This window comes from Sphingobacterium sp. ML3W, assembly GCF_000747525.1.
Classification (GTDB): Bacteria; Bacteroidota; Bacteroidia; order Sphingobacteriales; family Sphingobacteriaceae; genus Sphingobacterium.
On record NZ_CP009278.1, the window covers coordinates 3,835,579 to 3,857,324 of the forward strand.

15 protein-coding genes are annotated in these 21,746 nt (G+C 36.0%); 11 read left to right on the forward strand and 4 right to left on the reverse strand.

The annotated features are described in order from the left end of the window. Positions 1–108: 108 nt before the first annotated feature. Both KO02_RS16410 and KO02_RS16415 read right to left on the reverse strand, forming a co-directional pair. A complete protein-coding gene (locus tag KO02_RS16410) occupies positions 109–2,046 on the reverse strand; it encodes an LTA synthase family protein (RefSeq protein WP_038700012.1) in 1,938 nt (645 codons plus the stop codon). 9 nt (positions 2,047–2,055) lie between these two features. Next, positions 2,056–3,936, reverse strand: coding sequence for an LTA synthase family protein (locus KO02_RS16415; protein WP_038700014.1), 1,881 nt, complete (start codon positions 3,934–3,936; stop codon positions 2,056–2,058). A gap of 325 nt (positions 3,937–4,261) precedes the next feature. On the opposite strand from KO02_RS16415, the gene KO02_RS16420 reads away from it, so the two are divergent. From KO02_RS16420 to KO02_RS16435, 4 genes are all read left to right on the forward strand, one after another. Next, the gene (locus KO02_RS16420; RefSeq protein ID WP_038700017.1) at positions 4,262–6,877 is read left to right on the forward strand and encodes a valine--tRNA ligase; all 2,616 of its coding nucleotides are present in this window, start codon (positions 4,262–4,264) and stop codon (positions 6,875–6,877) included. Positions 6,878–7,048: 171 nt separating this feature from the next. Continuing rightward, positions 7,049–7,921 carry an SH3 domain-containing protein gene (locus KO02_RS16425; protein WP_038700019.1) on the forward strand — a complete coding sequence of 291 codons (873 nt, stop codon included), beginning with the start codon at positions 7,049–7,051 and terminating at the stop codon, positions 7,919–7,921. A gap of 134 nt (positions 7,922–8,055) precedes the next feature. Beyond that, positions 8,056–8,250 carry a YqaE/Pmp3 family membrane protein gene (locus KO02_RS16430; protein WP_038700020.1) on the forward strand — a complete coding sequence of 65 codons (195 nt, stop codon included), beginning with the start codon at positions 8,056–8,058 and terminating at the stop codon, positions 8,248–8,250. A 74-nt stretch (positions 8,251–8,324) separates the two neighbouring features. Next, positions 8,325–8,624, forward strand: coding sequence for a DUF4342 domain-containing protein (locus KO02_RS16435; protein WP_051959999.1), 300 nt, complete (start codon positions 8,325–8,327; stop codon positions 8,622–8,624). A gap of 45 nt (positions 8,625–8,669) precedes the next feature. On the opposite strand, the gene KO02_RS16440 is transcribed toward KO02_RS16435, so the two are convergent. Beyond that, positions 8,670–9,101, reverse strand: coding sequence for a Dabb family protein (locus KO02_RS16440; protein ID WP_038700023.1), 432 nt, complete (start codon positions 9,099–9,101; stop codon positions 8,670–8,672). A 285-nt stretch (positions 9,102–9,386) separates the two neighbouring features. Between KO02_RS16440 and KO02_RS16445 the strand changes: the two genes are divergently transcribed. From KO02_RS16445 to KO02_RS16465, 5 genes are all read left to right on the forward strand, one after another. Then, positions 9,387–14,663, forward strand: coding sequence for a translocation/assembly module TamB (locus KO02_RS16445; protein WP_038700025.1), 5,277 nt, complete (start codon positions 9,387–9,389; stop codon positions 14,661–14,663). After that, on the forward strand, positions 14,653–16,956 hold the full coding sequence (locus KO02_RS16450) for a BamA/TamA family outer membrane protein (protein ID WP_235212279.1): 2,304 nt from the start codon (positions 14,653–14,655) through the stop codon (positions 16,954–16,956). Before KO02_RS16445 ends, KO02_RS16450 begins: the two co-directional genes overlap by 11 nt. 126 nt (positions 16,957–17,082) lie before the next feature. Further along, a complete protein-coding gene (locus KO02_RS16455) occupies positions 17,083–18,021 on the forward strand; it encodes a malate dehydrogenase (RefSeq protein ID WP_038700029.1) in 939 nt (312 codons plus the stop codon). 50 nt (positions 18,022–18,071) lie between these two features. Continuing rightward, entirely contained in the window at positions 18,072–18,599 is a 528-nt protein-coding gene (locus KO02_RS16460) for a helix-turn-helix domain-containing protein (protein WP_200878562.1), read from the forward strand. Positions 18,600–18,658: 59 nt separating this feature from the next. Then, the gene (locus KO02_RS16465) at positions 18,659–19,102 is read left to right on the forward strand and encodes an aspartyl protease family protein (protein WP_038700033.1); all 444 of its coding nucleotides are present in this window, start codon (positions 18,659–18,661) and stop codon (positions 19,100–19,102) included. Here KO02_RS16465 and KO02_RS16470 read toward each other — a convergent pair. Further along, positions 19,088–20,308 (reverse strand): MFS transporter, encoded by a 1,221-nt coding sequence (locus KO02_RS16470; protein ID WP_038700035.1) that lies wholly within the window; start codon positions 20,306–20,308, stop codon positions 19,088–19,090. The genes KO02_RS16465 and KO02_RS16470 overlap by 15 nt on opposite strands. Positions 20,309–20,476: 168 nt before the next feature. Here KO02_RS16470 and fsa point away from each other — a divergent pair, with 168 nt between their 5' ends. Next, positions 20,477–21,136, forward strand: coding sequence for a fructose-6-phosphate aldolase (fsa, locus tag KO02_RS16475; protein WP_038700037.1), 660 nt, complete (start codon positions 20,477–20,479; stop codon positions 21,134–21,136). A gap of 100 nt (positions 21,137–21,236) precedes the next feature. Beyond that, complete coding sequence (locus tag KO02_RS16480) at positions 21,237–21,695, forward strand: Fur family transcriptional regulator (protein ID WP_051960000.1); 459 nt, start codon at positions 21,237–21,239, stop codon at positions 21,693–21,695. The last annotated feature ends 51 nt before the right edge of the window (positions 21,696–21,746 follow it).

Sequence of the window (21,746 nt, forward strand, 5' to 3'; positions counted from 1 at the left end):
CAATTAAGTTAAAATCATGTTATTACTTAATCGCTTTTAAAAATTGTTTATCAACACCCTCTTTTCAGTATCTCTGCGCGCAGGGATACTGAAAAGAGATCTCATTCGTTATTTTTGTTTCCCGTCGAAAATAAGTTTATTTTCAATCATCCGATTATTATATTGTTGTTCAAAAGCTTGAAGTTTAGTATCCATAGTATCTAATACTGCTGGGTGCTGCTTGAGGATATCTTGCTGCATAAAACGATCTTCCTTCAGATTATGAAGGGATACATTTTTTGTCCCATCATTGATCAACATATAATCTTTGTAGTAGAAGTTATATGTACCTGCATTATTATTGATTACAAAATTTTCTTTTGTTGGATTCAATGCATCAAAACCAAAGGCAAAATAAGGTTTATTATAATTTAAATAATTCAGTACCGTAGGCATGATATCTATTTGTTGTGCCAACTTATCACTTCTACCTTTTAACTCTCCTCCTGGAGTATACAAAATTATAGGAATGGCAAAGCTATTAGCAGCAGTTTTATATTCAGGTAGCGCACTAACGGTTGCATGATCGGCACAAATGACAAATAAAGTATTTTTATACCAAGGCATGGTCGCTGCTGTTTTAAAAAACTGACGTAATGCATTATCGGTATAACCTATTGGTTCTTGTACAGGCAAGGGTCCTTTTGGAAACACACCTTTATATTTTGTCGGTACTTTAAAAGGGTGATGCGAAGATAACGAGAAGAAACTGGCAAAAAATGGTTGTTTGAAAGTATTGATTTCATTGGCCATAAATTGCATAAACGGTTCGTCCCAAATGCCCCAGATACCATCAAAATCCGCATCATTATTGTATTCATTTTTACCATAATAATGTTGAATACCTGCTAGTTTCATATAAGCAGAGAACCCCATACTCCCGTTTGGAGCACCATGAAAGAATGCCGTTTCATAGCCTTCATTTCCCAATAAATTGGCGATACTAGTTGTCTTATTGCCCGAATAAACCGATAGTACAAAAGGCTCTCCTACAGAAGGAATTCCTGTAATAACAGACGGAAGCGCATCGATTGATTTACGTCCATTAGCATAGGTATGTTCAAAAGTATATCCTGCACGAATCAAAGAATCTAAAAATGGTGTGTAACCTTTGTATTTTCCATCTTGGATATCCCTATTTAACTCTCCAAAATGTTCCTTTGCGAAACTCTCTAGAATCAAAAAGACAACATTCATTTTTTTGAATGGCTCCCTACTTTCTGGATAGTGGATAGGATTATAGATATGGTCCAATTCTTCTTGTGTAAACGTATGAATGGGTTTCAAATTTACGGCTTTCAGAGTCTTCATCATACTAAAAGGTGTATTTAATACGATGTTCATTTCCTCTGGGTTTGTCACATAATCTCCCGCATTACTTAATGTAATGGGTCTGGTACTATGTGCCCATCCACCACGAACTCCACCTATAAACAGAAATATACTTAGTAAAAATAAGGCTGACTGAATGCTATATGCTCCCCATTTAAAGGTCGCTGGCCTATATATCTGCAGCAAGTCATGCAACTTAATTAGAACGTATACCAAGACAGCAAACAATATAAACAAGTACCAATAATCAACGCAAAAATCAAAAGCTAAGGACCAAAGATTCTGCTCATTTGCAAATTGATCAAAGACTGTACCTGTGGTGCGCTTCAATGTAAAAGGGTAATATGCAAAATCAATCAAATTTAAGGCTATACCAATGGAGTTTGTGATAACAAAGATCCATTTCGCTATTTTTTGATAGGTCGCATTGTACTTAAATGGAGCTGGGATAATTTGCATCAAGAGATAGAGTACATTTAAATATAATAAAGCTACAATATCAAATTTAACCCCTCCCCATAGCATCAATGCTAAATGCTCAACACTAACATTTGGAAATAAGGAGTAATTAATCCAATAAAATCCCAATCTTAAAAAAGCGTAAATCAACAACAGCATCAAGAATCGAATCAACAACCCCAAATACGGTGCGAAAAAACCTTTCAATTTAATCATATTTTCTAATTAATATTTTAAAAACTCATGATACACTTCCTGATAATAAGCTTTTCCAATGTTCAATAAACTATCCGTTTTTGCATGGGGAAAATTACTATTTTGCTTGTAATTGATAATTTTCCCGACATTATCAAAACTAACCGCCTGCTCTGGTGTAATGACACCAAATGCATCTTTGGAATTATAAAAAGCAATCTGCGGCGTTGTTGGATTTAACAGATCTCGGCTCCAATGATAACGTTCGGAAGATAAACCCAATTGATGGAGTAAGGTCGCCACCATATCCGTTTGATTTCCTATTTTATGATATTTCTTACCTCTAAATTCTGGCTTTATTACATCTCCAAAAAACAACAATGGAATATGGAAGCGGTGTGGGTTCGACAATTCCCATTTCTCAGCAGGTAATCGATGTCCGTGATCTGCTACAACAACAAACAAAGTATTTTTATACCAGCTTTTACTTTTTGCCTGATTGATAAAATCATAAACCACAGAATCGGTATAATATGCTGTACTTCTAAATTTATCGGCATTCGTTTTAGTGCCAAATTTATAACCATCTTTCAAGTTAAATGGTTCATGATTGATTAACGTAAAAATGGTTGAAAAGAACGGCGTTTTTTCCGTATCAAAGTCATGCAGCATGCGATTTAAGACAACATGATCATACACTCCCCATGATGCACGATCTACATCAACCCCAAAGCTTGCATTATCAACCACTTTGGAAACGCCATGCATCAACATATAGGATTTAAAATTATAAAATTCACTTTGTCCACCATGATAAAATGAGCCGCGGTACCCCACGCTGCTTAGCTCTTGGCCAACAGCTGGTAAGTTTTCATGCTTATCAATATACTTGATAATACTCTCTGGACCTTGAGCAGGGAAAGCGCTAAAAATACCGACCATTCCTTTATCCGAACGATCTGCCGCAGCATAGATATGATCAAAAAAAACACCTTGGTTAATTAATTTTTCAATATTGGGTGTGACTCCCTTTTCACCCCCCATTGATTCAATCAGTCCCCCGACGAAACTTTCCAACATAATAAAAACTACATTTGGTCGATTTGTTGTTAATATCGAAATAGCTGAATCTGGATTTGCTTGAAATGCTGGTTTTAAAATAGCTTTCATTTCCGATTCATCACTATAAAATTGGTATGGACTTTTTAACCGTGTACTTTTAGAGAAATAATCACGCAGTAGCGCCCATTGTGTATTTACTGCTGCATGGTTATAGAAACTTTCCTCAGAGAAATATGCTTTACTGGGATTTAAAGTTGCTCTGCCATAGCCGCCTCGTATAAAGGTAAATAATAAGAGTGCACCAACCAAAAATTTAACAGCATTCTGCCACGGTAATTTAATGTTATAAAAGTGTACCTTTTTGAACATCCAACGATAGAGGAAGTAACCAGATACGATACCAACGATCATACCAAAAACAGGAAAAAATACTGGCGTGGACTCCGCTGAAGCAACAGCTCCTGAAGGAGATGCTAAAAAAGCATCAAAAGCACGTTTAGAGATTTTATCGCCCCATTCTCTATATATATTAATATTGATGAAAGAAACCACGAAGTAAATAACCAACAAACTAATGGTATAAACATCCAATACTTTTCTTTTAAAATGTACTTGAGGTAAGAAAGATAAAAGGCAATAAATGAAGAAAGGAATAGCACATATATAGGAGACTGCAGAAAAATCTAAACTGAGACCATGATAATAGATTCTAAAAACCTCCGACAAATTTTCAAACCCAATCTTCTCAAAAAAAGCGGTGATAAAAAGCAATCGATCGATAAAGCATATGAGCAGCCAAAATAAAAAGTATTGAGTCAGGGCCTTCAACTCATTGGCAATTCTATTCATTTTCAGTAATTTTTAAAACACGCAAATGTACGCTATTTCAGGAATAATAGATTGCTATGTGACGATTATGTTATAAAAATATTATCATATCATCAATTCTTGCACATAATATAACCTCCCCAAGTAAAGAATTATGAGTATAATGGCAAGTAATCAAGCTTAAAGAAGCAATTCCTTCTTACTTAACTGCTTCCTAATTATATTTATACTGCCATTACTAAAATCAAAATGTCAAGGAAATACACATTTTTTAAATAGAAATATTAAACTTCAATAAAACAACTAAATTCGTTAAATTTGCGAACGATTTTGAAAAAAAATTATCATGAGTATAGCAAAAACTTACAATCCTAAAGAAGCTGAAGACAAATGGTACAGCTATTGGATGGAGAATGGATTTTTCCGTTCTACACCTGATGAGCGTGAACCGTATACAATAGTAATGCCTCCTCCAAACGTCACTGGTGTATTACACATGGGACATATGTTGAACAATACCATTCAAGATGTATTGATTCGTCGCGCACGTATGCAAGGTAAAAATGCCTGTTGGGTACCGGGTACCGATCATGCATCTATTGCCACTGAAGCTAAGGTTGTCGCTATGCTGAAAGAGCAAGGAATTGATAAGAAATCATTATCGCGTGAAGACTTCCTAAAACATGCTTGGGAATGGAAAGAAAAATATGGTGGTATCATCTTAAAACAACTTGAGAAATTAGGCGCCTCATGTGATTGGGAACGCACAAAATTCACGATGGATGCTGATTTATCTGAATCGGTTATCGATACTTTTATCAAATTTTACAAAGAAGGTTATATCTATCGTGGTGTTCGCATGGTAAACTGGGATCCACAAGGAAAAACAGCTTTATCTGACGAAGAAGTAATTCGCAAGGAAGTAAATCAAAAATTATACTATATCCGTTATAAAATTAAGGATTCAGATGAACACATCATCATTGCAACGACTCGTCCTGAGACGATTATGGCTGATGCTGCTATCTGTATCAATCCAAATGATGAACGCTATGCACACCTAAAAGGCAAAACAGTACTTGTACCATTAGTTAATCGTGAAATTCCAATCATCGAAGATGAATACGTGGATATGGAATTTGGTACTGGTTGTTTAAAAGTAACTCCTGCACACGATTTAAACGATTATGCTCTAGGCCAAAAACATAATTTAGAAATCATCGATTTATTAAACGATGATGGAACTTTAAATGCCAATGCTCAAATTTTGGTAGGTGAAGATCGTTTCATTGCTCGTAAAAAAATCGCAAAACTCTTAGAAGAAGTTGATCAAATCGAAAAAATCGAAGATTACAAATCTCAAGTTGGCTTCTCGGAACGCACTGATGCTGCAATCGAACCGAAATTATCGATGCAATGGTGGTGTAAAATGGATAAACTAGCACAACCTGCATTGGATTATGTGGTTAGTGGAGAAGTAAATCTGATACCAGACAAGTTCACATCCAGCTATAAGCACTGGATGGAAAACGTGAAAGATTGGTGTATCTCTCGTCAGTTGTGGTGGGGACAGCGGATACCAGCTTGGTATAATGAGAAAAACGAATGGGTAGTTGCTAAAACTGAAGCTGAAGCTATTCAAGAGTTTGAGTCGCAAGGAAAAGCTACTGGAGCGATCCGTCAAGAAGAAGATGTACTGGATACCTGGTTCTCTTCTGGTTTATGGCCAATGTCAGTGTTCGACGGTGTCCGTAATCCTGAAAATGAAGAATTCAATTACTACTACCCGACCAATGATTTAGTTACTGCTCCCGAGATTCTTTTCTTCTGGGTAGCACGTATGATGATCATGGGGCATGCATATACAGGGAAAGCTCCTTTCAAAAATGTATACTTAACAGGTATCGTTCGCGATAAATTGGGACGCAAGATGTCTAAGTCATTAGGAAATTCTCCCGACCCCATTGAATTAATGGCACAATACGGTACAGATGGTGTACGTGTAGGTATGTTATTATCTTCTCCTGCCGGAAATGACTTGATGTTTGATGTTTCTTATTGTGAACAGGGCCGTAATTTTGCAAATAAAATCTGGAATGCCTTCCGTTTAGTAAAAGGATGGGAAACAACTGATACAGCTGCAACTGAGGCTCAAAAAACAGCTGCAAGATGGTTTGAAAGCAAATTCAATGCTACTTTAATAGAGATCGAAGATCACTTTAATAACTACCGTTTATCCGATGCCTTGATGTCTACGTACAAATTGGTGTGGGATGATTTCTGCGCTTGGTACTTAGAGTTGGTTAAACCAGCATATCAAGCCCCTATTGAAGCCGAAACTTTTGAAGTAGTAAAAGGATTTTTCAAACGCATATTAACCTTGGTACATCCATTTATGCCTTTCTTATCAGAAGAATTATGGCATGATGAATTATTCGGTGAACGCGATGCAAAAGATTGTATCATCGTTGCGGACTATCCAACTGTAGGTGAAATCGACCAAAAAATAATTAAAGAGTTCACCATCGTACAACAGATTATTTCTGAAGTTCGAAATATCAGAAATACGAAACAGATCTCTCCAAAAATTGCTTTGCCTTTAGCTATCAATTCAAGTGAAATTGAATTCACGAGTTACCAAGATAGCATCATCAAATTGGCAAATATTGAAACATTAACTTTTGTTCAGGAAAAAGTTAATGGCGCTATCAGTTTCTTAGCAGGCAAAGAAGAATGCTATGTTGCACTTGCAGAAAATATCGATGTTGATGCGGAGCGTGAAAGAATTACAAAAGAAATTGATTATTTAAAAGGTTTCTTGGTTTCTGTAGATAAGAAGTTATCGAACGAGCGTTTTGTTCAGAATGCGAAACCTGAAATTATTCAAAACGAACAGAATAAAAAAGCAGATGCTGAATCTAAGATTAAAATCTTGGCTGAAAACTTAGCAAGTCTATCATAAAAAATATTACTAAAAAGAGGCCAACTTTCTTATCGAAAGTTGGCCTCTTTTGTTAGACAGAATAGGACATAGAATCAAAAAAGCCATACTCAATAGTTGGAATTAAAATTGCATTGTAAAAACAGATCGCAAAAGAAAATTATATAGATAAAAAACAATAACGGTTAATAAATGAAAAAAACAATGTTTTTGCTCTTATTTGTCCTTACTTCTTTATTTGTTCGTGCACAAGAGCAACCTACTGCTTATGCAGTATACGATGAGTTCGATTTATGGAATTTTAGCAAAGGTGATACAGCTTATATTTTTGCTGACATCGCTTATATCCGTAGTAATGCCAGCACCAATGCTACACTCATTGATTCTATAACAGCGGGAAATAGTGTTGTAATTGCCAGCGAAGGATATAATGGAAATACTATAAGAGGGTTCCATGCACCTTGGTATAAAATAACGTACATAAAAAACAACGTTGAGAAAGAAGGGTTCATTTGGCTAGGCCTTTTGGCTCTCAATAGTATCCAGAACGAAGATGGTGAGCAATTTATTTATGGATTTAAAAAATTCAAACCATCTACTGAATATGCTGCAGCTTATTATGAGGCTCAGATAAAGGTGTTTAATAAGGAAAAGAATTGTATTGCACGTGCCGATTATCAAGCAGATGTAAATGATCAACTCGGTACAGAAACAAAAATCCTACCGGCAATGGGATTGAAAAACATCAAAAACATTCATCGCTCAGCATTTCTAAGTGAATCTTGCGGAGTATCAACCCAATATTATTATTTCGCATGGAATGGTCATGAGCTGATTCATTTTCCGAATAAAATGACAGTTTCTGACGCAGGTGTATTCTATCATGACGAAACCATTCTTTTCCCCTCAGAACATTTAGGCGACCAAAATATGATTATTAAAAGGATTATAGAGGGTGAAAACACAAGTGAAGATATGGAAGACCCTAAATATCAAGAAACTAAAAGCCAGATTAATTATATCTGGGATGGGACTACTTTGAGTGAAATCATGGAAATGCGTTGATTAACTTGTAATGATAATGCGCTATTCACCATTTAACAAAAGATATTCACCGATTGTTTCCGGCCGTTTACCTAATGGGAATGTCGATTAATTGCGGTAATAATTATCTTTGAACAAATATTAAAATAATAGATATGATCCTAATAGCAGTATTACTACCCTGGTTATCCTTCTTTTTAAGGGGAAAAATATTTTCTGGAATCTTATGTTTGATTTTGCAGTGTACACTTATCGGTTGGTTGCCCGCGGCTATATGGGCTGTGGCTTCCCGAGTTGATGGTAAAAACAAATCTAGATTTAAAGAAATTAAACGTCAACAACGTTTTTAACATTTTTTTAGCAACAATTATTGATTGAAAGTGTTTATATTTAAAAACAACATCAATTTAAAAATCAATACATTATGGGCATAAAAGAAACATTTTCTATTAATGGAGAGAATCTATTAAAAAAGATTAAAGAGCTCATTGCTGAAGGCAATGTGACCAAAATCAGTATTTCTGATAAGTCTGGAAAAGAAATTATGAGTTTCCCGGTGACTGTAGGTGCTATTGGGCTGATATTCGCACCAATATTTGCTGCTATTGGTGCTATGGCAGCACTATTAACAGAGTGCAAAATAACCGTTGAAAGAAAAGTAAAGGATACGGATGACCACGATCAAAACGCGGACGATACATCACAAAATATTGAAGTAAAATAATTTCGATACTAAAGGGAGAAACTGCATTCTCCCTTTTGCATATTGCTAACTAAGTACGGTATCCCTTACCTCGACTTGTTTCCAATATTTACTATATTGATCAATCCCCGCCAAATGATCAGGATGTACTTCATATGCTGTTATCGCTTCTAGACTTGAAAAGGTTAACATCACGTGGTACGAAAATGAATTATCAACCACGTCTCTTGCATTAGTACCTGCAGGTTTACCAATATGGCAAGATTCTACGCCTGGTACTTTTTTTAAAATCTCAAAAAAGTTTAAAAAGTCTTTTTCTTCTTTTTCCTGAATACCATCTTTTAGCCAGAAATATACACTGTGAAAGATATACCCTGCCTTAAATCCATCGCTTGTTTCCATATTTTTAATTTCTTTTTCTGTATTTGCACATGAGGCTAAAACTGTTCCTGCAGCGCCCGCAAGCACCAATGATTTTAAAAATTTTTTACGTTCCATTATTTTATAATTGATCTATCTAAGATACATAGAAAAAAACAGATGGACAATCTTAAATTCATGGTAAACAATACAGGGTATTTTATAGAAATAAGGCATTATTTTTGATTAATATCCTTAACATTGCAAATATATTTCTCTATAAGCAGTTATCAGGGAAAAACTTAAACATTCACATCCCTTCTAAAGGTAAGCGTAGCGTTATTAGGAATAAAAGTATAAACATATTTACTTGTTTTACGTTATCATATTAAATTAAGGGTTCATAAAAGACTAATACATATTTTGAATAAATTTAGCCGTATCGCATTAAAGACCCTATTATGGATTGTTGGATCTGTAATCGGACTTCTACTTCTAATTATTTTTTTAATTCGACTTCCTTCCGTGCAAAATTATATTGCAGGAAAAGTGACTAGCTATGTAGAAGGGAAAATTGGCACTCCCTTCCATATCGGAAGTATCAATATCGAATTTCCTAAAAAACTAGTTCTTGAAAACATCTACCTTGAAGACCAATCAAGAGATACATTAGTGGCTGGCGAAGCAATTAAAGTCGATATCAATATGATGAAATTGCTGAACAACACCGTGGAGATCCAACAATTGGAAGCGACAGGTATTACGGCAAAAATTCGTCGTTCTCTCCCAGATAGTAGCTTTAACTTCGACTATATTATCAAAGCATTTGCTGGTCCTGAAAATAAGGATACCAAGACCGATACCTCTTCTGCAATGGTTTTCAATATGGACAAGGTACTCTTCGAGCGTTTCCATATTGTCTATGCAGATGATGTAATTGGCACCAGTGCTGATGTCTATTTGAAACATTTCAATACACGAATCAAAAAATTTGATTTGACTAAAAACATGGCTTTTGATTTACCAAAAATCAATATTGATGGACTTAATGCTGTTGTGACACAATGGAATCCCGTACAAGAAGGAACGGCACCCAGTGTTGAAGATTTTGGTATTACAGATTCTACTGCTATCGTCACATCGCTATTACCCGATATTGGAATCAATACTGCTGACTTAAAAAATATCAATGTTCGATATGAAGATAAATCATCCAAACTAAAAACAAAGTTTGCTATACAAAAATTATATGCGGAAATCAACAGTATCGACCTTAATAAAGAACATGTTGCTATTGAAAAAATAAACCTTGACGGCTCCGATGCAGAGGTGTTATTTGACAAAATCGCACAAGTTACTAAACCAGTAACGGAAAAAAACACAGTCTCTACTCCTAGCAAAATCAATTGGGTCGTATCCGTTAAAGATATCAATATCAATGATACACACGTTTGGTATAAAGATGACAATCAAGCACGGATGAAAGGCTTCGATTACTTCAATATAAAAATACCTGCTATCAATACATCGATGAACGACCTATATTATAGTGCTGATTCGATAAGTGGTTCTCTAAAGTCCTTAACTGCCAAAGACCACTCAGGTTTCGAAATCAAAGGCCTAAAAGCTGATTTCATTTATACCAATACAGGTGCTGAGATAAAAAACCTATATGCAGCAACCCAAAACACCTTATTGCAAGATTATATCAAAATAACTTACCCATCTTTAGAAGCCATATCGGAAAATCCAGCATTGCTTGCTGTAAATGCCAATATAAAAAAGAGTCACATCGATATGCGTGATATTTATTATTTCGCACCTTTCTTGGATACCATGGAGGTTATGCAGCCATTAATGAATAAAAAATTCAATATTGATGGTAAAATAATTGGTAAGCTTAATGATTTAAACATTCCAAATTTAGATTTCAGCACATTATCAAATACAAAAATACTGGCCAGTGCAAGGATAAAAGGTCTACCTGATGTAGATAAAATGACGATAGACCTGCAACTCAAGAAGTTCACAACCGGTCGTTCGGATATAGAGCAATTGGTTGCGAAATCCATGTTTCCTAAAGACTTAGAGCTTCCTAATGCGATTGGCTTAACCGGTACATTTAAAGGTGGGATGCAAGCTTTCAATACGAACCTCGCATTAGTTACCGAAAAAGGAACCGCAAAAGTTAATGGTAATTTTGACATGTCCACTCGAGACACCACTTATGATGCCTTCGTATCGATCAGTGACTTTGATATAGGGAAAATATTGAAACAAGATTCGGTGTTAGGAATATTATCATTTGAAGCTAATTTAAAAGGACATGGACTCGACCTTAAAAAAGCTATGGCAAATGTTGATGGGAAGCTGATTCAGTTGGATGCACTAGGTTACCGTTATCAAAACATCGATATGAATGTAGAGGCTGATGCGGGAGATATCCATGCCAAGATTAACAGCATCGACCCCAATATCAAATTCGATTTAAATGCTACTGCTGATATGCGAGACCGATATCCAAAGATAAATTTTGAATTAATGGTAGACAGCATCAATCTTAAGAATCTACATTTAATGGACGATGATTTCCGTTATCATGGTAAAATAGTGGGTAATTTCGAAACTGCAGATCTTAACTATTTAAATGGAAAGGCTCACATCATCAATTCATCTATTGCCTACAATAACGAACGCTACGTCTTAGATAGCATATCACTTATTGCACGTTCTGATAGCAGTAGAAACCTACTCATGTTACAATCTGCTTTTCTTAATGCCCATTTGGTTGGAAAATATAAATTAATGGAACTAGGTTCGGCCATTCAAGATATTGCCCATGTATATTATCAACCTGGTGCCCCTGTTGTCATTCCAAAGTACGAAGACCAACAATTTGAATTTTCTGCGCAGTTGACAAGAACCAAATTTATAAAAGAGTTTCTACCTGATCTTACCGAGATGAAAGATATCACGCTAGATGGTATGTTTAACAGTAAAGATAAATTGATTCAGGCTAAATTAGAAGCTCCAAAAATTGTCTATGCGGGTACAGATATTAATAGTGTTTCTTTCGATCTTACGACCGTCGATAGCACCATGTACTATTCAGCTCTTATCAATAAGATCAAAGTGAGTAACATCGAATTGATTAACACTGTATTCAGTGGTAAAGTCATCAAAAACAACTTAGACTTCGGTCTCTGGATTAAAGATAATAAAGACAAAGAACAATATCATTTAGGTGCCAATATGAAGGTTCACCATGGAGATTTCTTATTTAGCCTTCTTGAGGACGGTTTGATGTTAAACTATGAAAAATGGAAAGTAGACAGCACAAACGTGTTATCATTTGGTAAATCGGGACTTCAAGCGCATAATTTCACTTTGGAAAACAACGGACAGTTATTAGAAATTAAATCGCAGGACACTGTTCTTAACTCTCCTATTGACTTGCTTTTCAAAAACTTTAGAATTGAAACGTTAAGTAAAATGATTGCTGCAGAAGATATGAACCTCGGAGGTGGTATTAATGGTCAGGCTACTATCTCTCGTTTGGAAAGTAATCCTGTATTCGTTTCAGATATTGGAATTGACAAATTTTATCTTGGGACGGATACAATTGGTAATGTAAACATTAAGGTCAATAACGAAAAGGAAAATACCTATGCGGCAAATGTCAGTATTACAGAAAATGGCAATAATGTGAGTTTAATTGGCGAGTTTATAAGTCCACCTAAGGGAGATGCTACTTTTAATGCTGTGTTGAATATCGCTCCTTTAAAAATGCGTACCATACAAGCTTTTAGTTTCGGTTATTTAAAAGAATCTAAGGGCGACCTACAAGGAGAACTTAAAATATCCGGGACAACTAACCGGCCAGTAATTGACGGAGACTTGAATTTCAACTCCGCAGAGTTTAACGTTGCCATGCTAAATGCATCATTCTTTATTGACAATGAGAAAATCAGATTTAACAATAAAGGTATACTATTCTCAGATTTCAATGTTAAAGATAAAAAGGGAAATGTTGGTGCATTAAATGGAACTATACTAACCAGTAACTACTTGGATTATGATTTCAATCTGAATCTTAAAACTGATAATTTTGAGGTTGTTAATTCAACCCGTCAGGACAATGACTTATTCTTTGGTAAAATGTATGTTTCATCGGATTTACGGATTCGTGGTACCTTAGATAAGCCTGTTGTCGATGGAAATATCAAAGTACAGGATAAAACTGATTTTGTTTTCATCATGCCTAATGACGACCCAGGCATGGTTGAACGAAAAGGTGTTGTGGAGTTTGTAGATAAAAGTGATACCACAGCAACAAATGTCTTTGCACGGTTGGACTCTCTAACAACAACGAAATTAACGGGAATAGATGTTACTTTAAATTTACAAACTGACAAAAATGCAAAATTCAAAGTTATCATAGATGAAGGTTCGCAAGATGCTTTAAACATTCAAGGTGAAGCAGAGCTGAATGCAGGAATTGATGCCAGTAATAAAATAACAATGTCAGGGACATATACCGTAGATAAAGGAAGTTACTCCTTTTCATTCGGTCCCGTAAAACGTGAATTCTTATTCAAAGAAGGTAGTACCATTACTTGGGCAGGGGATCCACTGGATGCTCGAATGGATATTACCGCCGTATATAAAGTTAAAGCTCCTACTCTAGAATTGGTACAAACACAATTGGGCGCAGATAATTCAAACTTATATAAACAGCGTGTTCCATTTAACGTTAACTTATTGATTACAGAGCAGCTATTTGCTCCCAAATTAGGATTTGACATTGATTTGGATGAAAATAATGCTATTGTCTCACAAGATGTCGTGAGTAAGGTAAACAATGCACTTTCACAACTTCGATCAGACCCCTCTGAGATGAATAAGCAGGTGTTCTCGCTAATTGTATTAGGGCGCTTCTTAGCTTCCAATCCATTTGAGAGCTTATCTGGTGGCGGTGGAGTCGAATCCATGGCTCGTAATAGCGTGAGTTCGTTGTTATCATCACAGTTAAATCGTCTAGCATCCGATTTAATTACAGGCGTTGAGTTAGATTTCAACCTACAATCTGAAGAAGACTTTACCACTGGAGTTGGCGAGACGAGAACGGATTTAAATATTGGGGTTTCCAAAATGTTGTTTAACGATCGCCTAAAAATCACCATTGGATCCAATTTTGAGGTGGAGGGTAATTCGAGACCTGGAGAACAGGCGGCTAATATCGCTGGTGATATTAGTTTAGATTACCAATTATCTCCTGATGGTCGATATTTTGCACGTGTGTATCGTAAAAATCAATACCAAGTGACATTACAAGGACAATATGTGGAGACAGGTATCGGTTTTATCATCAATATGAGTTATAATAAATTCAAAGAAATTTGGATGAATTCAAAAAAACTGAATGAATATAATACCCGAAGCAAAAGTTTCAGAAAACGCTTTGATGTTGAACGTATGGAAACCGACTCCGTTTATCGGGACAGTGTACGCTACGCAATCCGAGATAGTATGATGCGTGTTGATCCTGATAAATACAAGAAACGTATGTTAGATCGGGAACAAAAGCGCACAATTAAGAAAACAAGTACAGACAATAAAACAGATTCTACTGATCAAAAAGTAGATACCATAGAAGAAAAAGTGATTAGAAATGAAGAAAGGGAGAACAATGAAAAATAACAATCAATTTATAGCACTAACCATTATGCTAGGGCTTTTCATTGCCTCTTGTTCGACCACCAAAAACCTAAAAGAAGGTCAGTCTCTTTATGTCGATGGTCACGTTGACATTGAGTCGGATACGATACCTAAAGCACAGAAAGAAGCATTAGCAACCCATCTAGAAGCAGTGCTTACACCACAACCAAATAAATCATTATTTGGTTGGCGTTATAAACTGGCTTTTAATAATATGGCCGGTGACTCTGTGGGGAAAAATTTCATACGTCGACAATTAAAAAAGATGGGTGAAGAACCTGTTCTACTGAGTGATGTCAATAGAGAATATAATGAAAATCTGCTCCGAAATAGACTTGAAAATATTGGTTTTTTCAATGCTGAGGTGAAATCAGATACAACGGTTAAGGATAAGGAAGCTACGATTCACTATATTGCTACCACCAATCTTATTTACCGCATCAAAAGCGTCACGTTTTCTGTAGACAGCACAAAACAACTCGGGAGGGATATTCTCCAATCACGAGATAAATCCCTTTTAAAAGTGGGGAAACACTATAACTTGGATGATATTATGAACGAGCGTGATCGTATCGATAATGAACTCAAAAATATAGGATATTACTATTTTAGCCCTGATTACATTTTAGTAGAAGTGGATAGTACCATTGGTGACCATAAAGTTGATTTATTTGTAACGATTAAGCCCGAAACACCTGCGATTGCGAAAGCTCCGTCGCAAATTAATAATATTTACATCTATCCAAACTATACAGATGAAGGTACAGGTTACCAACGTGCACCACGTAATCCCCAATTATTTGACAGTTCTCTCTATTTTATTGACCCAAAAAACACCTTTAGAAAACCGGTTATAGCCAATCATATTTTCTTTAGAAAAGGGGATCGCTATAATCGAGGAGCGCATAACAAAACCATTAGCCATTTGGTTAATCTCAACAGTTTTAAATTTGTAAAGAACAATTTTGTCGATAGCAAGGAGGTCAAAAATGGTCTAGATGTGTATTACTACCTGACACCTCTTCCGAAGAAATCAATCCGTGTTGAATTATTGGGTAAAATGGCTTCTGTCTACAATGGTTCAGAGCTGAATGTTAACTGGCAACTTCGTAATGCCTTTAAAGGAGCCGAATTACTAAGTCTCAATGTCTTCGGAGGATATGAGACCCAAACAGGTGGAAGTGTCAGCCTTAATTCAAGCTACTACCGCTATGGTGCCGATCTTACATTGACTTTCCCTCGCATTTTGTCGCCCTTTAAGATTGACCCGAGCCGTAGATTTATTCCGAAAACTTATATCAAGACAGGTTTTGAATTTCTAAATAGAACAAAGGCTTATACCCTACGTTCACTTACATTGGACTACGGTTATATTTGGCAAGAGTCAGAAGAAAAACAACATGATTTGGGTTTAATCGAGATCACTTATGTTCAACCGAGCCGTATCTCGGACGAATATAAAGCTCAAATGGATACTGTACCAACGCTGAAACACGCGATTGAACCACAATTTACGATTGGACCCAATTACAATTTCACATTATCCAACACGATGAACAAAAATCTAAAGAACACCTTTTATTTTAAAGGTAATCTAGATTTATCAGGTAATGTAATCGGTTTAATTAAAGGTGCTAATTATAAAGAGGGAAAAACATTTAAACTTTTTGACGCCTATTTCTCGCAATATATTAAGATAAGTGGAGACGGTAGGCACTACCTGAAACTGAGTGAAAATTCGCAACTTGCCTCCCGTGTTAGTTTGGGTCTCAGTTACTCGTATGGTAACTCTCGTGCCCTTCCCTACTTAAAACAATATTATGTAGGGGGACCAAATAGTATTCGAGCCTTTGCAGCTCGAGCCATTGGACCTGGAACATTAAAGCCACAGAATATAGGAACTGATAAATTCTATGCAGACCAAACCGGAGATATCAAATTGGAACTAAATACAGAATACCGTGCTAAATTAGCAGGATTTGTACATTGGGCTGCATTCATTGATGCGGGTAACGTATGGCTTCAAAATACAGATGAAGAAAAGCCCGGTGCAAAATTCAGTAAAGACTTCTTAACAGAATTAGCTGTTGGAGGAGGTTTGGGACTAAGGTTTGACTTCACTTTCCTGATTCTTAGAACAGATTTTGCAATACCTCTACGTGTGCCTTATTTAGAAAAAGGTGATCGATGGGTGATAAAAGATATCGATTTGGGAAGTAGAGCTTGGCGAAAAAACAACCTGATGTTCAATTTAGCTATCGGCTATCCATTCTAATAAAAAGGGAGAAACAATGTTTCTCCCTTTTTATTTTACTGTTTTTTTATATCACTTAATTGTATTCCTACAATTTATTAAGTAAATTAAACAAAATTAACGACGAGGACCAAAATTAATAAGCTTATGAAAGTTACAATAGTTGGAGCGGGAGCGGTTGGAGCAACAACAGCAGATAATTTAATAAGAAGAAACGTTGCCGAAGAAATCATCCTATTGGATATCAAAGAAGGTTTTGCAGAAGGCAAGGCACAGGATATGTCACAAACAGCTGCCTTATTGGGCTTCGACTCCAAGATAACAGGTGTTACCAGTGATTATAGTGCCACAGCAGGGTCTTCAGTTGCAGTTATTACCTCAGGAATTCCGCGAAAGCCAGGGATGACACGAGAGGAGTTAATAGGAACAAATGCCAATATTGTTAAAACAGTAGTCGATAATTTGGTAAAACATTCTCCAGATATCGTTATTGTTATTGTTTCCAACCCGATGGATACTATGACCTATCTGGCACTTAAAAGCTCTGGATTACCCAAAAATAGAATTATTGGTATGGGTGGAACATTAGATTCTGCACGATTTAAATACCAATTGAGTCAAAAATTAAATGCCTCAGCAAGTGACCTCAATGCTATCGTCATAGGTGGTCATGGTGATACTACGATGATACCACTGATAAAACATGCGACTTGGAATAGCATAGCTGTGAGTGATTTTTTAACTGAAGCGGAACAAGATGAGGTCGTACAGAAAACCATGGTTGGCGGCGCAACATTAACATCCCTAATCGGTACATCAGCTTGGTATGCACCCGGAGCAGCCACTGCTGCTGTCGTGGAAAGCATTGTTAGAAACCAAAACAAACTGTTTACAGCAAGTGTGCTTTTGGAAGGAGAATTTGGTTTATCAGATATCACATTAGGCGTTCCAGTCATCATAAATAAAAATGGTTGGAATAAAATTGTACCTTTGAATCTATCTGAAGAGGAAAAGCAAAAGTTACATAAAAGTGCCGATGCTGTCCGGAATATGAATAATGTACTAAAAGAAATTAACGTTTTATAAAAAATAATATGCAACTCTTTATAAAAAATATGGTCTGCAATAGATGTAAAATGGCTGTAGGAAATATATTTAAAGAGTTGCATATCTCCTATCATGACCTACAATTAGGTGTAGTTACACTTGATTCGGATTTAAATTCAGAACAAAGGACTCAACTGCAGGAAAACCTTCATACTATCGGATTTGAATTAATCGACGATAAAAACACCCGTATTATTGAGAAAATAAAATTGTTGATTATCGACTATACTCGCCAACCTTATGATTTTTTAAATAAAAACCTTTCCGAGATATTGAGCAGTAACTTAAACGTTGAATACAGCTCTTTAAGCGCGCTCTTTTCTTCTGTCACCAGTATTAGTATCGAAAAATATGCGATAATTCAAAAAATAGAATATATTAAAGAATTATTGATATACGACGAACTTTCTTTAGCTGAGATAGCTGAAAAACTTAACTATTCGAGTACTGCCTACCTGAGCAATCAATTCAAAAAAAATACAGGTTTGACTCCTACTCAATTTAAGAATCTAAGCGACCCTACAGCCTTGCGCCAAACCCTTGACCAAGTAAAATGATTAATAAATAAATCGAGTTTCTCCTTTCAGAAAGAACATATTTTCTCTATGTTTGAAGCATGTCGATCATACCACTACAACTTTTACAATTACAGGAACAAGGCACTCATATCTTAGTTGAAGTCATGTTGTTTGATACGGTTCATCTGATGGTGTTGGATACAGGGGCTTCAAAAACAGTTTTTGATAAAAACCAATTGGAACAGATTCATGCCGAACAATTCCAACTGGAAACAACAGATACCTTATCAACAGGTCTCGGAACCAATACAATGCAAAGCTTTCTTATACAGATTCCAATTTTCAAAATCCAAGACTGGAGCATCAAAAATTATAAAGCTGCAGTTTTAGATCTGAGTTCTATCAACTATGCATACGAACAGATGAACTTGCAACCTGTCATTGGTGTTATAGGTGGTGATATTTTAGCCCCTTATGGCGCTATCATCGATTACAAGAAAAAAACGCTCAAATTGCTTAAAAGAAGGTTAAAACTTAAATAACCTTTTGTGTATATGCAGTCGCAAATATAAATAGTATGATAAAGCAATCAACACTCCGGCCACACCCATAAAATAAAGTGTGCTTCTAAGACCAAAATAGCTAGCAAAAGCTCCAATCATTAAGCTTCCTATTGGAAAAACCCCTTGAAATGCCATCACATAATATGAAATTGCGCGCGCTCTATACATCGGCATCGCATGGGTTTGAATGTAGGTGTTGATACTGGAGTTTTGAATCATCATAGCAAAAGAAACAATGGCGGTATACACAAGTGCTAAGACCAATACAGAAGAATGACCTAATAAAAACAAAGCTGCTCCTAATAATAAAGCTGCCCCCATCACTTGATAGCGCATATTAGTCCCAGACTTCAACCGAGCCATATTAATAGCCCCAATCATCGCCCCAAGCCCTGCAGCGCTCTCAAACCAAGAAAATGTGGTAGCATCCCCATTAAACATTTCTTTAGCAACAGCAGGCAATAATGAAGTATATGGAATGACCAATAAACTCGAGAAAGTCATGACAATGATAAGGGAAAAAATATGTGGAGAACGTTTTAGATAGTAGAAACCTTCGACCAGGCCTTGCCAATTACTCCCTTTACTCAAATTGTCTGCGCTTTCTGTAACATTCATCATCCAAAGTGTAATCAAAACGGGGATAAAACTCAGAAAATTAGTACTGAAACACATCATTTCTCCATAGGTACTCAACAGTATACCTCCTATTGCTGGCCCCACCATACGTGCAGCATTAAATATAGAAGAATTGAGCGCTATCGCATTGGGTAAATCTTTTCTGTTTTCGACTAAATGCACCATGAGTGATTGCCTCCCCAATACATCAAATGCATTAATTACACCTTGCGTAAACCCTAACACAGATAACCAAAGTACGTTCTCTAATTTAAGATAAACCAGTAATGTCAAGATACCCGCCTGTATCATTAGACCAATCTGTGTTAGAAAAACAAGCTTGTACTTTTTATGTTTATCGACAAAACTTCCGATAAATGGGGATAATACCAAAGATGGAAGCAATGATATAAAAGAAACAAAACCCAACCAAAAAACTGAGCCCGTTAATTTATACACCAACCAGCTAATAGCGACCCGCTGCATCCAAGTTCCCATCAATGAAATCGCTTGACCAATTATATGTAGTCTGAAATTAGGGTACTGAAGCGATCGAAATAACTGCATATCAATGAATAATAGAAGTAAATGAAAGGAGTAAAATAAGTGAACAGGAATTACTAAGCAATATTTGTGCAGTAATTTCAATTCAGCACAAGATTAGTGAATTTTAATCGATAACTTTGCCACTTAATGGTAAATAAACCAAACAATTAACAATCAATTCAATACGAGATGAAATTTTTTATTGACACAGCAAACTTAGAGCAAATCAAAGAAGCACAGGACTTAGGTGTATTAGATGGGGTAACTACAAACCCAAGTTTAATGGCCAAAGAAGGAATCAGTGGGGACGAAAATGTAATCAATCATTACAAAGCAATCTGTGCTATCGTGGATGGTGATGTAAGTGCAGAGGTAATTTCTACAAATTACGAAGGAATGATCAAAGAAGGCGAAGCACTTGCAAAATTAGATGACAAGATTGTTGTTAAAGTCCCTATGATCAAAGATGGTATCAAAGCGATTAAATATTTCAGCAAAAAGGGAATCAAAACAAACTGTACTTTGGTTTTTTCAGCAGGTCAAGCATTATTAGCTGCTAAAGCTGGAGCAACTTATGTATCACCTTTTATAGGACGTTTAGATGACATTTCGACAGATGGTTTAGGCCTAATTGAAGAGATTCGTTTGATCTATGATAACTACAGTTTCCCTACCCAGATTTTGGCTGCATCGGTACGTAACAGTGCTCATATCCTAGGTTGCGCTAAAATTGGAGCTGATGTTATGACAGGTCCTTTATCAGCAATTACAGCTTTATTGAAACACCCTTTAACAGATAGCGGTCTTGCTACTTTCTTAGCTGACCATGCTAAAGCGGCAGGTAAATAATTTCAGAATAAAACGATTTTAAAAGAACGGTCGAAAGTGCGTGTTATACACCTACTTTTGACCGTTTTTTTATCTAGGAATAATGATGTATTTTTGTCATATGAGTAAAGAGCAACAACAAGAAAAAACAGCATTTGAAAGTGTCGATTTTGCGGCTTTGCTAAAGCAATATCAACTCAAAGTGACACAACCCAGATTGCGTACTTTGGAAATTATATCTACTAAAAAATCGGCCATATCACAACCCGAATTAGAGAAATTAATAGGTAAAGAAATCGACCGTGTCACCCTATATCGCGTACTCTCTTCTTTTGAAGAGAAGGGGATTTTACATAAAATTTTTGACCTGAATGGCACTGCTACTTATGCCCTTTGCTCTACAAATTGCTCTGAACATGAACATCATGACCAGCATATTCACTTCATCTGTAGACGATGCAATTCCGTTTATTGTATGGAAGAAATCACACTCCCAAGCTTTAATCTTCCCAAAGGTTATAAGCTCGAAGCTGTAGCGATAAATGCCCTTGGTTTATGTGACCAATGCCAGGAAAAATAAAAATATTTGTTGACAATATATTCTAAAACATAATGGTTTCATGAAAATTTG